This is a genomic window from Candidatus Marithrix sp. Canyon 246 (assembly GCF_001723685.1).
Taxonomy (GTDB): Bacteria; Pseudomonadota; Gammaproteobacteria; order Beggiatoales; family Beggiatoaceae; genus Marithrix.
Genome location: NZ_MCBX01000044.1, coordinates 46,918 through 61,845, shown reverse-complemented (window position 1 = coordinate 61,845; position 14,928 = coordinate 46,918). Strand labels below are relative to the sequence as shown.

Genomic DNA, 14,928 nt, shown 5'->3' with positions numbered 1-14,928 from the left:
ATACCTTGTTGTGAAAATTTACTCATAATATATTTTAAATTAAAAAAAGAATTTTACCTGTGAAACAATTACTTGCCTTTTGGTACTCACTACTTAACAGTGCACGCGATTTAACCCCAATCGTGGTAGTCATTGCTTTTTTCCAACTCATTGTTTTACAACAACCGATACCAGACTTAAATAACCTATTAATAGGCTTACTTTTAGTAGTAATCGGTTTAAGTTTATTTGTCTATGGATTAGAAATGGCATTATTTCCTTTAGGAGAAAATATGGCTTACGCCTTTGCTCGTAAAGGCAATATATGGTGGTTATTAGCATTTGCCTTTTGTTTAGGTTTTGGCACCACAATCGCCGAACCAGCATTAATAGCAGTAGCAGACGAAGCTGCTAAAGTTGCCGCTAATGGCGGTATTATAGCTCAAAGCAAAACCGCAATGCAAAATTATGCCGACGGTTTAAGACTAACAGTAGCATTATCAGTAGGATTAGCCATAATTGTGGGTGTTTTACGTATAATTAAAGGCTGGGCTATTCATTACTTAATAATTACAGGCTACCTTGGAGTAGTAATTATGACAGCCTTTGCACCACCGTGGATTATTGGCATAGCCTATGACTCAGGAGGAGTAACCACCTCAACCATTACAGTACCTCTGGTAACAGCACTTGGAGTTGGCTTAGCTTCAAGTATTAACGGGCGTAACCCAATGATAGACGGGTTTGGCTTAATAGCTTTTGCCTCACTGACACCAATGATATTCGTCATGATATATGGCATTTTAATATGAACTTTTTATACAATATTTTAAATACAACATTAGATGTACTTCCAATTATAACAATAATTTTTGGTTTCCAATATTTAGTAATACGCCGCGCCATTCCAAAATTAAAAACAGTAATAATAGGACTAATTTACGTAATCATAGGATTAGCTCTATTTATCCAAGGACTAAAACAAGCCTTATTTCCATTAGGAGAATTAATGGCACAACAATTAACCGATCCAGCATTTATATACCAAGGCGTAGAAAACATAAATAAAACTATACACTGGGCAGATTACAAATGGGTTTACCTATTTGCCGCAGCAATTGGTTTTGCCACCACAATTGCAGAACCATCACTACTAGCAGTAGCCATAAAAGCCAATGACGTATCAGGAGGCACAATAACCATATGGGGATTACGTATAGCAGTAGCAATTGGAGTATCTATTGGAATAGCATTAGGAACCTTTCGCATAGTAACAGGAACACCATTAGAATATTACATAATAACAGCTTATATATTTGTAATAATACAAACATTCTATGCACCTCGTCAAATAATACCATTAGCCTACGACTCAGGAGGAGTAACAACATCAACAGTAACAGTGCCACTAGTAGCAGCACTAGGATTAGGCTTAGCAGCAACAATACCCGGGCGCAGCCCATTAATAGATGGATTTGGCTTAATTGCCTTTGCCAGCGTATTCCCAATAATAACAGTTATGGCATATGCCCAATTAAGCCAACTTCTATTTAAATATAATTTACATAAAAAGTAAAAACTTATGGATAGATATTGTTTAAACATAAAGGTATAATCCTTGCCTAATATCACCCTATTACTAATTTAATAAAAATAATAGAGTGAAAAATCTAAAACAAAGTGTCATTAAAGGAATCGCTTGGCGTTCAACAGTAGATATTAGCAACCTAATACTACAAATAGTTTTTACTGCAATCCTAGCCAGACTACTAACACCAGCAGACTTTGGGATAGTAGTCATGGCATTACTCTTTATCCGATTTATCAAAATGATGACTCAAATTGGATTTGGAACCGCCATCATTCAAAGTCAAGACATAACTCAAGCCCAAATCTCAGCAATCTTCCTAATACAAATCAGCATAGCCTGCTTCATTTCAGTATTTTGTTACCTATCTGCACCACTAGCTGCAAACTTTTTCAACCAACCAAAACTAACTGAATTAATTCATCTTTTAACATGGGTAGTACTAATAAATAGTTTTGCTTTTCCCCAAATAATTTTACAAAAAAATATGCAATTTGCTGGCACTTCTATACTTGAAATAATTGCCATGATTATAAGCAATACAATCGGAATTATCATGGCATTCAAAGGATATGGAATATGGTCACTAGTTTTCAGACAAATGACTCAAGCCATAATATTTTCCACTGGAATTTGGATAATAGCAAAATGGATACCAATAAAACCCCAATTCACCGGAATTAAAAAGATATTTAACTTTGGGCTTAACATGTATGGTTCAAATATATTTTACTACTTCTCCCAAAACCTAGCAGCAATTATTATCGGAAAATTTATTGGAGCAGAAACACTAGGAGCTTTCAATATTGCATATAATCTAGCAATAGTACCAGCACAAAAAGTTCAATCCATTCTTACCACTGTACTAACCCCAGCATTTTCGACTGTACAAGCTAAACTTGACCAATTAAGAAAGAATTTCTTCATAAGCCTATTTAGCCTTGGAATAGTATTTATCCCACTTATGATTGGCTTATCCGCAGTAGCAGAAAACTTTGTTTTAGTTGTATATGGAGAAAAATGGCAATCAGCAGGAATGTTTTTAACATTATTAGCAATTGTCGGTTTATTCAAAGGAATAGAACACCTCTTACGCTCAGTTATACTCGCTAAAGGAGGTGCTGCAACCATATTTCACATTACCATAATTGAGACAACTGCAAGCCTACTATTGTTATCTTTAGGTTCCTATTTTTTTGAAGTGATAGGACTTATTATTGCATACATAACAGTATCCTTAATTTCTTTTACCTTAACAACTATAGCAGCTCAAAATACTATAAAAGATAATACTCTATTATTTAGAACAACTACTAGAACCTTCTTTGCTGCTGGCATTATGTTTGCGGTAATAACATTAGGATATTATACATTAATAGAATCACATAGTATCACAACACTCTGCACACAAATTATTTTAGGTGGAAGTATATATATAGTATTTAGAATAAAATTACTAACTAAGGAAGAACAATCCCTAATAAATAAGATGCCCTTAGCACCTATTTTATTATTAACTCATAAAAAATAAACATTATGATGACAGTTGAACCAATATTTTTCTCAACACTACCTGATAAGGTTTCCTCCATTTGGAATTCCTTATTAGAACAATCACCATCTCCAAAATTTCAATATGATTTTCAATATATGTTAGCTTGGAGTAAATACCAACGTGAAGACTGGAAACCGTTTCTACTATTAGTTAAAGAAAATAACAGTGTCAAAGGTATCATTCCATTAATGTATAGAGATGAAAAGCGAAGAGGAATTCTACCTTACCGACGCATAAAATTTCTAGGTTATACTTTTACCGACTTTTCAACAATACTAGCAGCAGAAAAAGATCTAGCCACAGTAACAACAGCCGCTTTAAAATGGCTATTTTCAGGAAAGTTGAGATGGGAATTATTAATACTTGATGACTTAATTGAAGGCAATCCTGTTATAAACACACTTCAGACTTGGCTTAACAAAAATATAAAAACATATAACGAGCATAAAGGTAAATATTATTACATCAATCTTGAGAGAGATTGGCAAGATATTTGGTTAGAAACAAGTAAAAAATTTGTGCGTAGAAGCCTCAGTCTTGCCAAAAATAGAATCAATAAAGCAGGAACATGGGAAGTTGTAATAAACCCTAATTGGCAGCCAGAAAAAATTATTAGCACAGCATCAACAATGCACATAAAACGCCAAAATGATTTCAATCGCGATAGCATTTATAATAAACAAAACTTTAACAAATTCCTAAAAAGCATTATTGAACATAACCAAGGTAGATTTCGTTCATATTGGTTAAAATATGAAGAAACCTATATAGCCTATTACCTTCACTTTGAACAAGATAATGTTTCATACTGTTGGAATAGTGCTTTTCATCCAGACTATGCCAATTTCTACCCATCTAGGCTACTTCTTTTTCATGTTTTACAAGATTGTTACAACAGAAAACTAAAAGAATTTAATTTTATGCGTGGAGAAACAGACTATAAATTAAAATGGACAAAACAATTTAGAGGCAATTATAGATTTACGATAAAGAATCATAATCATTTCTACGGAAAAATGATCTCATCTTTAGAAAAAATACTATGAAAACAATACGTGTAGGTATTATAACTGAAAACCACTTCCCCCGTTTAGGGGGAATGGAAATTGCATCTCACAATCTTGCTCAATCTTTAAATAAATTACCAGATGTAAGTGCAGCAATTTCGTGCAGCACTATGCCAGAAATTCCACAAAACTATCATTACCCTTATAAAGTTTACAGAAGTAAATCTTTTTCAATACTAACACCCATACTCAATTGGAAAAACATTGAAAAAATGATAAAAAAAGAAAAAATTAATATTTTACATGGACTAATGTTTCATGGTGGCGGAGCTACAGCCATAGAAATAGGCAAAAAATTTAACTTACCAGTAATAGTACAATCACATGGATCAGACGTTCAAGTAGTGCCAGAAATTAATTATGGAGCCAGCCTCAAGCCTGAAATTGCCTCCAAAATAAATAATGTCATTCAACATGCTGACAAAATCATTGCAATAAGCAATATAAATAAACAAATGATATTAGCACGAGGTGGAGCAAAAGAAAAAATTAGCGTCATACCCAATGGTATTCAACATGAAGAAATTGGAGCCATTCCTTTTGAAGATATACGAAGCCGCTATAATCTGACACCAAGCGACTTTGTGTTACTCACAGTTGGGCGCAACCGCCCGATTAAGAGAATGGAACTACTTTTCAAAGCAATAGCATTAATAAAAGATAAAAATCCACAAATAAAATGTATTTGTGTTGGACCAAAAGCTGATTTATCTAAAATGGTACAAACATACCATTTAGAACAAAATATCATACTAACAGGCTCAATACCAAAACAATTAACTATAAACAACCCACCATATCCAGAACTAATTAACTTATATCGCAACTCAAATTTATACGTATCAGTATCTTACATAGAATCCTTTGGGCTAAGCGCACTAGACGCTTTATCAACAGGGACTCCAGTGCTAGTGGGTAAAAAACATGGAATAAGAGATGCAATCACAGAAGGCAAAACAGGATTTACTTTACAACAAGAAACACCAGAATATTTGGCAGAAATGTTGCAAATAATATCTACACAAAAACAACAACTAGAAACACAAAGAAATAACATTAGAAACTCAGTATCACATTTAACATGGGATAACATAGCTAAACAATTAAGGAATATGTATCTCTCACTAATTTAATTAACCGGATGAATTGAATTACCATGAAAATAGCTTTTTTAGCCGAATCATTTTTATCTGACAAATCAACAGGCATTAATGGCTCTCAAGTGCAAATGTACAACTTAGCATTAGCCTTCAAAAAAGCAGGATTAGAGGTACACTATATTACTTTAAGCAATGCTTATACAAGAAAGAATGAAATCATAAATGGAATTAATATTTCTTGGATTCCAAATAGACATTTTTTATTTTCTTGGATTCAAAATATAAAAGTTTTTAAGCAAATTTTAGATAAAATACAGCCAGACATTTTATATCAAAGAGGACGTTCTCCTCTTACTTATACAGCAGCTAAATGGGCTAAAAAAAATCAAAAAAATTTTTTTTGGGGAAGTAATGGCGAAAATTCCTGTGAATTTTGGAAACAACTGAAACAATTAAAAAAATCACAAAAAGCCTTATGGCGTAAATTACTACTTTTTCCTGATATGATAATACAGGATATACTAATTCACAAAGGCATTCATGGAGCCACTAAAGTAATTAATCAAACCTACCATCAAAAAAATGAACTTTGGAAAAATTTCAAAAAGACGGGCATAGTTCTTCCTTCCTACTTTTTACCACCAACAACCAAACAGCAACAAAAGAAAAAAATAGTACTCTGGTTAGCTAATTTAATTCCAAATAAACAACCAGAATTATTTATAAAATTTGCTGAACAAAATCAAGATTTAGAATGGAAATTCATTCTAGCAGGTGGTACCAATAATAAAAAATATTGGCAAAGCTTATTACATCAAGCTGCTAAATTGAAAAATCTACAAATGATAGGAAGAGTAGCATTTGAGGAAAATAAAAAATATTATTCTCAAGCCTCTCTCTTTGTAAATACCAGTATCAATGAAGGTATTTCTAATACCTTTGTGCAAGCATGGCTAAATAGTACCCCTGTCTTATGTTTCAACATTGACCCCAATGACTGGATAAAAACACATAATCTAGGATATTGCGCCCACGGCAATGAAGAACAATTTTTGCATAATGGAAGAAACTTATTAGAAAACTATGAACACATAGAATCAATGCAAGAAAATTGTCAACAATTTGCCTTAGAAACATTTGCAGCCAAGGAAACCATTGATAGCTATCTGAAACTTTTTAAATCATGAAAAAAATCTGCTTTGCAATGAACTATTTATATAAGCAAAGACTTGGTGGCGCTGAAGTACAAGCTTGGTTATTAGCCAAACAATTAGCCAAAAGCGGTCATCAAGTTACTTATATTGCTGAAAATCTAAATAATTCATCAAAAAAAATAGAAACAATTGAAGGCGTAGAAATTCACTGGATACCGAAACGGTATTATTTTGATATTCTCAATCACAATATTTATTCCAAAACATTAAAACAAATATCTCCAGATATTATTGTTCATCGTTATACATCTCTTTATACCGGTATAATTGGAAATTACGCCAAATTACATAACATACCATTTATTTGGATTTGCACAGATGATGGCATTCCGTTTAAAAATTACTTTAGACAACGTCAACAAGCAATCTTTCAACGTAGTTCAAAAAATGTTGTTACCAAATTAATAACACAATCATATAGTTTTATAAGAGATACATATAAAAATTATGGAATGAAATATGTAACACATCCTTGTGTACAAAACCAAGATCAATATGAATTATTATTAAATAATTTTGGTTTAAAAGGAAATTTCATCCATTCAGGTCATGAAAAACCCAAATCTAGCCATCGCGCTGATCCACCTATAATTCTTTGGGTTGGTAATTTGGGACCACGTAAAAGACCAGAAATATTTATAAAACTAGCCAAACAATGTTCTAAACTAAATCTACGTTTTCGGATGATTGGCACACATCCTGATAAAGCACGATTAGATAAATTATTTTCTGAGAACTTAACTAACTTAGAATGGAAAGGTGCCTTACCATTAGAAGAAACCTTAACTGTGTTTGATCAAGCATCAATACTAGTATCAACCTCAACTTATGAAGGCTTTCCTAACACATTCGTTCAAGCATGGCTAAGAGGAATACCAGTTATTAGTTTTGGAATCAATCCAAATGAAGTTGTGACTAAACATAACTTAGGAAAAATAGTTGACTCCATTCCAGAAGCACAACAAGCAATTATACAATATATATCAAACGATACATCTACAGAACGACAAACAATTAAACAATACGCACAACAACATCACAGCATAGAATCAGTTGAAAAACGATTTTGGGAAATATTATCATGAATATAACATGGCGTTTTAGAGAAAAATTACTAGGATTTATTGGTATTAATAGAATAGTTCATAGACTCGAATTAAACAATAAAGTTTCAATTTTACGAGCTAGACAAGAAATATTAAATTCAGAAAAATATAAAGATGACAAACGACTAGCAAAATATGGATTTAAAGCCTATTCACAAGGAGATGAAGATGGAATGATTCAAGAAATTTTTCAAAGGATAGGCACAAAAAGCAAAACATTTGTAGAATTCGGAGTTGGTAACGGACTAGAAAACAATACAATATATTTATTATATCAAGGATGGAAAGGATTGTGGATTGAAGGTGATAGCCAACAAGTTAAATTCATTAAAAATAAATTTGCAAACCCCATAAAATCTAAACAATTAAAACTAATACAAGATTATGTAACTAAAGACAATATTGAGGATCTACTTTCACAATTTCCAGAAAGCAAGGAACTTGATTTGCTAAGTATTGATATAGATGGCAATGATTATCATATATTTGAAGCAATTAATTCTATTAAACCGCGCGTTATAGTTATGGAATACAATGCTAAATTTGCTCCACCGGTTAAATGGGTTATGAAATATAATTCAAAGCATCTCTGGGATGGCACCGATTATATGGGAGCATCATTAAAATCCTTTGAAAAATTATTTGACGAAAAAGGATATGTATTAGTTGGATGTAGCATCAACGGAGTCAACGCCTTTTTTGTCAGAAAAGATTTAGCAGAAGATAAATTTAGTCAACCTTATAACGCAGAAAATCATTATGAACCAGCTAGATTTTGGTTGAAATATCCTTCTGGTCATGTTGCTAACTTTAACGATTATCTATCACAATGAAAAAAATAATTTGGCAAACTCCATCTTCCATATTATATGAATCAGTTAATAATCAAAAGATGGTAAACAAGATACCCGGTGGACATGCCTATAACTTTCAAGCTTGTATGGCAATGAAATCGGATTTTAATATTTCTATTGATTCCCCAGTAGTAAGACATAAACAAGAAAGCATAATCCCATATTTGTGGCGTATAAAAAGACATCGCGCTGATGCAGATCTTATAATTAAAGATGCTTTTACGATTACTTGGGGTAACAATAGCAGCTCACCTCAAATTGGCATGATTCATCATCTAGCAGATGAACTCAAAAATAACTCTTTCAAATATCGTTGGCATTTTCGTAGATTAGAAAAACGACTCAAACAATTAGACTATGTAATTACAGTATCCAAATATTGGGAACAACGACTACAAAGCTTAGGTTGCCAAAATACTAAAGTTATTTATAACTCTTTTGATTTAAAAGAATTTCAATTTTCTGCGACAGAAATAGCAGAGTTTAAGGAAAAATATCAATTAAACTCAGATAAACAACTTATTTATATAGGAAATGCCAAAGCCAACAAAGGTGTAATAGATGTTTATAAAGCATTAGGTACTGAAAAATTTAACCTGATTATGTCAGGTCCAAAAGACCATAACCTATCCTTACCAGTACATCATTTAGATTTGCAAAGAAAAGACTATTTACGTCTCCTAAAATCTTGTGATCTAGTTCTCACTATGTCCACTATGATGGAAGGTTGGAATCGTACCGCACATGAAGCGATGTTATGCAAAACACCTGTTATTGGAACCGGTATTGGTGGCATGAAAGAACTTTTAACTGAAGGGCGACAAATTATTCAACCTCAGTTTCAAGGATTAACTGACACAGTACTATCAGCATTACAACATAAAAAACCATTATCTAAAGATGGATTTAAATATGTACAACAATTTGATATGGATTATTTTAATACTGAATGGCAACAGTTTATGAAACAAATTCTTGGATAGGATAAACAACATGAAAAATAACAACAATTATCCAGTAATATTTGGTAAATATTCCTTTAAAGAATCATCAAACAAAATTTTTATATCTCAATTAGGTGATTCTAAAGAAATACTGCAACTAAAGGATGAAACAAGCCAAAATAAATTTATACTATTTGGGCGCGTATATACTCCTATTAAAGTCAATCATTATGAAGCTGATATTAATCAAAAACTACAAAAATTATCAAAGACTGATTTAAAAAATCTTCAAGGTAGTTTTATTCATATAAAAGCAATTAATGGAACAACTTTAAAAATATCCACTGACAAATATGGTTTCAAGCCCCTTTTTTATTATCACCATAATAATGAACTATATTTTGCCACGCATCTTAGTGGATTAAAAAAACTGTTAAATAATAAGTTACCTGAAATATCTACAGACGCGCTATTACATTATTACAATTTTGGCTTTACTTCAAATAATCAAACACTCTTAGAGGGTATCTATAAAATACCACCCGGTTCTACTTTAACAATAGAAAATAACAGCTTCAAAATATCCCCATATTTTGATTTGGTTGACTTATATCAACCAGATAAATATCAACAATACACAGAAAAAGAACTTGCAACCACAATAGACAACTACTTATTAGATTCCATAAAAAGTCAGATACCTGCAAATAGTAAAGCTGTAGGACTTTCTATAAGTGGCGGTGTTGACTCTGGTTATATCGCGCAAAAAATAGTTCAATGCAATGTACCCCTGATTAGCTACAATCTAGCCTATGGAGATTATTATGATGAATTTAGCAGAGTAGATTTTTTAGCCAAAAATTTAAATATAGAAGTTAAAAAACTTACTCTTACCGCAGAACAAATAATTAACAATTTTGAACAAGTAAATGCTTTCAGTAGTGAACCAATAGGACTTAATAACGCTACCATGCGCTTTGTAGTAAAAGCGGCACAACAAGATAATGTTACCACATTATTTGATGGTGATGGTGCGGATAGACTATTTCTAGGTATGAACCGACAGCTTCAATATAAAAAAATCATTAATCTCTATCATATTCTAAAAAAACTACAATTACTACCTATTGCTCAACAATTTTTAAAAAATATTCCAAATAATGAATTTAAAAAATTATATATTAACTTTCAAAATTGGAATAATGGATTATGCCCTTACCCAGAAAGAGATATGGGAGGTTTAAAAAAATATGATCAACAATATGAACAGAAATTATATGATTTAGCTATAAAAAATTATAGAACACAATTTGAAACTAAATTTGGAACCAAAGAATTTGGCAAATTCTTTACCTACCAATCTATCCTAATGTGCCCAGAAATGTTTTTCTCTGCACCTTCTGAAATTCAAACACAACTTCAACAATTTCCAGTTTCCGCTTTTTGGAGTGATCAAATGGTATCCTTAGCTTTAAGCTTAGATACCAAATGGAAACTTAAAAAGAATACAACTAAATACATTCTAAGAAAAGCAGCAGCTAAAAATTTAGATCCTAAATATTGGATGCTACCCAAAATTGGCTTACAGAATGCATACCACTATCTAAATCAATCCAGCCAAAATTGGATTACAGAACAAAGAAAAAAAGTACAAGCTTCAGACGAATACAAAATATTACAAAACCTTTTGCCCAATACAGAAGTACAAGCAGATAAATTGATTAGCTTAATCATTTGGAAACAACAAAATGAGATTACCACGCATTCTACTGATAACTAACATACCAAACCCATACCGTATTCCGTTATTTAATGAATTAAACCAGCAATTATTAGCTGAAGGATACGCGCTAAAAGTAGTATTTGGTGCCCTTGGTTATAGTAGAAGACAATGGAATATTAATCTGGAAGATTGTGAGTTTGATTATATTGTTCTACCTAGTAAAACTATTAAGAGTGGGGATAATGAGAATGTTATATTTACCTACCCTCAGCTTAACAAACTATTGAAGGATGAACAGCCAGTTGCCATTGTCACCAATGCTTTTTCCATAGCTACCACAAAATTGTGGCTACGAAATTTAATAATACCCACCCCATATATCATATGGTCTGGTGGTATCAATAATAAGTATCGTCAGGTATCAAAATATAGAACATGGCAACGAAAACTTTTAGTAAAAGGGGCAAGCGGCTTTATAAGTTATGGAACAAAGGCTAAAGAATATTTAGTATCTCTTGGTGCCGATGCTTCTAAAGTTCATCTTGGAATAAACACAGTAGATACCAAGTTTTTTGCACAACAAGTAGAACGTTTGCGTGATAACACAAACAAAAATAAACTTCTTTATTTGGGTCATTTAACCCAAGGGAAACGTTTAGATTTATTGCTTAAAGCAATAAAGATACTTTCAAAACAAAATCTTGATTTTATGCTCTATCTGGTTGGAGATGGACCAGAAAGAAAAAAACTGGAAACCTTAGTAAAACAATTACGTATAGATAATTTTGTTAGATTTGAAGGATTTAAGCAGAAGCAAGATATACCTAATTATCTAGCACAATCATGTTGTTTTCTTTTTCCTTCACAATATGACATTTGGGGACTTGTTCTTGTTGAAGCAATGGCTTCAGGTGTAGCTAGCATAGCCTCTATTCACGCTGGTGCTACAAGTGATCTTATTCAAGATGGTAAAACTGGATTTGCTATGGATTTCTCCGATCCACAAAAAGTTGCTGAGCGAATTAAATGGATATTAGAACATCCAGAACCAGCAAAAGCTATTGGAGTTGCTGCTCAAAATTTTATTAAGGAAAAAGTTAATCTGCACGTTTCTGCACAGGGCTTTGTTGATGCACTATTGTCATGCAGCAATGCTGGTAAATAAATAAGGTATTAAATAATGAAAAGAAAAATTATATTTCTTGGCCCACTTCCACCGCCATATATGGGACCAAGTCTAGCAACAGAAGTACTACTAAATTCTAAATTAAAAGATGAATTTGATTTAATTCATCTGGATACTTCAGATCATAGAGATTTAAAAACATTAGGAGCTGTAGATTTTTGGAATCTTTATTTGCCATTAAAGTTCTATTTTAACTTAATTAAATTAATTTTTACTAAAAAACCTGATTTCGTATATATACCTATTAGTCAAACTACATTAGGCTACTTAAAAGATTCAATATTTATAATTATATCTAAGCTATTTCGTAGAAAAGTGGTTTGTCATCTTCGTGGTGGTAACTTCCAAAATTGGCTAAATGCAGCAAGTTCTGCAACTAATTGGTATGTGATAAAAGTACATTCCCTTGTTGATGCACAAATAGTTCTAGGTGAAAATTTAAGATATTTATTTAAAGATATAGTTCCAGATGAAAAAATATTTGTTGTACCTAATGGTAAAGATATTTATAACCCTAAATATGATCAACACAATGAAAATATAAAAGTGCTATTTTTAGCAAATATGAAAAGAACAAAGGGAGTTCTTGATGTTTTTTACGCAATACCACAGGTATATGGAAAATTTCCAAATGTAGAATTTTTATTTGGCGGTGACTGGAATGAAGAAGATGTCAAAAAAGAGATGGAAACCTATCTACTGAAACACCCTAATCTACCAATTAAATTACTTGGAATGGTGTGTGGAAAAGAGAAGTATGATTTACTTAATACAGCAGATATTTTTGTATTCCCGACATATTATCCACCAGAAGGGCATCCATGGGTTATCATAGAAGCAATGGCGAGCCAATTACCAATTATTACAACAGATCATGCTGCGATTTCAGAATCAGTAGAGAATAATATTAATGGTTTTCTTGTAGAAAAGCGAAATTCCGATGATATCGCAGAAAAATTAATGATCTTACTTCGTAATAATAAATTACGAAAAAATATGGGACTAGAAAGTTTAAAACTTTATCAAGAAAAATTTACAGAAGAAAAGATGATACAACGTATCTCTTTAGTTTTTAATTCAATTTTTGAATGTGAAAAATAACCATATCATAACATCTGTATTAATAATACTATTTTTAATTAAGCCAACTATAGATTTAACATGGACTTTTAGAGTAAGCTTGCCGGGAATTTCAATTTCTCCTTTGCATGTAGCTGGTCTGTTTGTATTAATTTTTTTTGGTATTCAGTATCTTAAAAATACAGATATTACTGCGCCTTATGCAATAATTTTTGCGATTTTCATTATTGTTAATATTATTTCCGTAATAATAGGATTATTTTTTTATAAATTCACTATTATGGGAATAATGGATATTATGATTCGCATATTAGATTCCTACATTATATACAATGTTGCATTCCTTGCCGGAACCCTAGATAGAAATATTAATTATAATAAATTAATTAAGGCTATTATGATAGGTTCAAGCATAGCGGTGATTATTAACCTTATCGCTATAAAGCTAGGATACGGAGGTATAAAAGATGGCGCAGCAAGTATTAATTCCGATTTACGTGAATCAGGGCTATATTTTGATGCTGGTGGTATGTCAAATGTAGCCCTGTTTAATATTATATTTACAGTGTTATTTTTACATCTCTTGGAAAAAAAGACCAAAATTATAAAGAAGTTATTTTGGTATATTTTTTGTTTAACAATCATTGTTATATGCGTATATGTAATATTTTTAGGGCTATCTCGTTCAGTAATGTTGCAATTAGTTCTTTTTACATTTTGTTATATATTACTGGTTCAAAAAGCAGCCGGCAAAATAGTACTGTCTTCATTGATTGTAATTGTGGTTATGGGTGGCTTAATTCAGGGTTCTACCTACGATAGATTGTTAGCTAGGTTTCAGGGAGATATGCAAGTCTTTGAAGAGAGCGAGGAAGATGTAGTAGAAGAAACAGAAGGTGTCTCACTGGGGAAATATGAGCAACTAGGTAACAATAGAGGTAAAAACTGGGCTCTAGCTCTAAATTCACTTATTGATCGAACAGTAATTGAGATGATATTAGGCAATTTTAGAGGTACGGCTGCTCATTCTGATTATCTAGATGTTTTAAGTAGAAATGGTATTATTGGTCTGATTCTTTACTTATCCCTATTATTCGGTTTATTCTCGAAAACTCTTGCATTAACATTAATTGGCAGAACTGGCGAACAACATGACATGATACATATATGGGCATGGATGCTAATTACTTTGTATATAGTTTATGCCCTCCCATTTCGTCCTCTTATGTACACAACAACTGCTTGGTATATGTGGGCAATGCTTGGGTTTTCCATGGCACTGGCTGAGGGTGGAAGCAAATCCTCGTCTATGAATGAGTATTCAACAGTAAACAATATATTATCAAAACGTAAAGTCATACTAAGTATTCGCTTACCTAAGAAAAAACCATTGTTAATTATAAGGAACGGGGTAATGGATAGTAAAAAACTAAATAGGGAGTACGGATAATACTGATCCATTATTCATAAGTTCCAGTTCTTCATTTATTCAAAAAAATACTCATATGCACACTATTTGCATCCTAAAATAA

13 protein-coding genes are annotated in these 14,928 nt (G+C 32.0%); all 13 read left to right on the top strand.

What is annotated here, in order from left to right; genetic code table 11:
• Positions 1–59 precede the first annotated feature (59 nt).
• The 13 genes from BHU68_RS15380 to BHU68_RS15320 all read left to right on the top strand — a co-directional run bounded on the left by BHU68_RS15380 (position 60) and on the right by BHU68_RS15320 (position 14,846).
• Positions 60–791 carry a DUF1538 domain-containing protein gene (locus BHU68_RS15380; protein ID WP_069472167.1) on the top strand — a complete coding sequence of 244 codons (732 nt, stop codon included), beginning with the start codon at positions 60–62 and terminating at the stop codon, positions 789–791.
• Positions 788–1,555: a DUF1538 domain-containing protein gene (locus tag BHU68_RS15375; protein WP_069472166.1), complete on the top strand. Its 768-nt coding sequence runs from the start codon at positions 788–790 to the stop codon at positions 1,553–1,555. Before BHU68_RS15380 ends, BHU68_RS15375 begins: the two co-directional genes overlap by 4 nt.
• An 85-nt stretch (positions 1,556–1,640) precedes the next feature.
• Positions 1,641–3,098: a lipopolysaccharide biosynthesis protein gene (locus tag BHU68_RS15370; protein WP_069472165.1), complete on the top strand. Its 1,458-nt coding sequence runs from the start codon at positions 1,641–1,643 to the stop codon at positions 3,096–3,098.
• 5 nt (positions 3,099–3,103) lie between these two features.
• The gene (locus tag BHU68_RS15365) at positions 3,104–4,168 is read left to right on the top strand and encodes a GNAT family N-acetyltransferase (RefSeq protein WP_069472164.1); all 1,065 of its coding nucleotides are present in this window, start codon (positions 3,104–3,106) and stop codon (positions 4,166–4,168) included.
• Positions 4,165–5,322: a glycosyltransferase family 4 protein gene (locus BHU68_RS15360; RefSeq protein WP_069472163.1), complete on the top strand. Its 1,158-nt coding sequence runs from the start codon at positions 4,165–4,167 to the stop codon at positions 5,320–5,322. The genes BHU68_RS15365 and BHU68_RS15360 overlap by 4 nt, the downstream gene beginning before the upstream one ends.
• A gap of 23 nt (positions 5,323–5,345) precedes the next feature.
• A complete protein-coding gene (locus BHU68_RS15355) occupies positions 5,346–6,476 on the top strand; it encodes a glycosyltransferase family 4 protein (RefSeq protein WP_069472162.1) in 1,131 nt (376 codons plus the stop codon).
• On the top strand, positions 6,473–7,588 hold the full coding sequence (locus BHU68_RS15350; RefSeq protein ID WP_069472161.1) for a glycosyltransferase family 4 protein: 1,116 nt from the start codon (positions 6,473–6,475) through the stop codon (positions 7,586–7,588). The genes BHU68_RS15355 and BHU68_RS15350 overlap by 4 nt, the downstream gene beginning before the upstream one ends.
• Positions 7,585–8,442: an FkbM family methyltransferase gene (locus BHU68_RS15345; RefSeq protein ID WP_069472160.1), complete on the top strand. Its 858-nt coding sequence runs from the start codon at positions 7,585–7,587 to the stop codon at positions 8,440–8,442. Before BHU68_RS15350 ends, BHU68_RS15345 begins: the two co-directional genes overlap by 4 nt.
• Positions 8,439–9,446: a glycosyltransferase family 4 protein gene (locus BHU68_RS15340; protein WP_069472159.1), complete on the top strand. Its 1,008-nt coding sequence runs from the start codon at positions 8,439–8,441 to the stop codon at positions 9,444–9,446. The genes BHU68_RS15345 and BHU68_RS15340 overlap by 4 nt, the downstream gene beginning before the upstream one ends.
• Before the next feature lie 10 nt (positions 9,447–9,456).
• The gene (locus BHU68_RS15335) at positions 9,457–11,187 is read left to right on the top strand and encodes an asparagine synthase-related protein (RefSeq protein WP_069472158.1); all 1,731 of its coding nucleotides are present in this window, start codon (positions 9,457–9,459) and stop codon (positions 11,185–11,187) included.
• A complete protein-coding gene (locus BHU68_RS15330) occupies positions 11,156–12,295 on the top strand; it encodes a glycosyltransferase family 4 protein (protein ID WP_069472157.1) in 1,140 nt (379 codons plus the stop codon). Before BHU68_RS15335 ends, BHU68_RS15330 begins: the two co-directional genes overlap by 32 nt.
• Before the next feature lie 15 nt (positions 12,296–12,310).
• A complete protein-coding gene (locus tag BHU68_RS15325) occupies positions 12,311–13,417 on the top strand; it encodes a glycosyltransferase family 4 protein (RefSeq protein WP_069472156.1) in 1,107 nt (368 codons plus the stop codon).
• A complete protein-coding gene (locus BHU68_RS15320) occupies positions 13,407–14,846 on the top strand; it encodes a hypothetical protein (RefSeq protein ID WP_141698913.1) in 1,440 nt (479 codons plus the stop codon). Before BHU68_RS15325 ends, BHU68_RS15320 begins: the two co-directional genes overlap by 11 nt.
• The last annotated feature ends 82 nt before the right edge of the window (positions 14,847–14,928 follow it).

Excerpts from the sequence above, each read along its gene's own strand:
- BHU68_RS15355 (WP_069472162.1), top strand. The coding sequence starts at position 5,346 with ATGAAAATAGCTTTTTTAGCCGAATCATTTTTATCTGACAAATCAACA.
- BHU68_RS15360 (WP_069472163.1), top strand. The coding sequence starts at position 4,165 with ATGAAAACAATACGTGTAGGTATTATAACTGAAAACCACTTCCCCCGT.
- BHU68_RS15330 (WP_069472157.1), top strand. The coding sequence starts at position 11,156 with ATGAGATTACCACGCATTCTACTGATAACTAACATACCAAACCCATAC.
- BHU68_RS15365 (WP_069472164.1), top strand. The coding sequence starts at position 3,104 with ATGATGACAGTTGAACCAATATTTTTCTCAACACTACCTGATAAGGTT.
- BHU68_RS15345 (WP_069472160.1), top strand. The coding sequence starts at position 7,585 with ATGAATATAACATGGCGTTTTAGAGAAAAATTACTAGGATTTATTGGT.
- BHU68_RS15340 (WP_069472159.1), top strand. The coding sequence starts at position 8,439 with ATGAAAAAAATAATTTGGCAAACTCCATCTTCCATATTATATGAATCA.
- BHU68_RS15335 (WP_069472158.1), top strand. The coding sequence starts at position 9,457 with ATGAAAAATAACAACAATTATCCAGTAATATTTGGTAAATATTCCTTT.
- BHU68_RS15325 (WP_069472156.1), top strand. The coding sequence starts at position 12,311 with ATGAAAAGAAAAATTATATTTCTTGGCCCACTTCCACCGCCATATATG.
- BHU68_RS15350 (WP_069472161.1), top strand. The coding sequence starts at position 6,473 with ATGAAAAAAATCTGCTTTGCAATGAACTATTTATATAAGCAAAGACTT.
- BHU68_RS15375 (WP_069472166.1), top strand. The coding sequence starts at position 788 with ATGAACTTTTTATACAATATTTTAAATACAACATTAGATGTACTTCCA.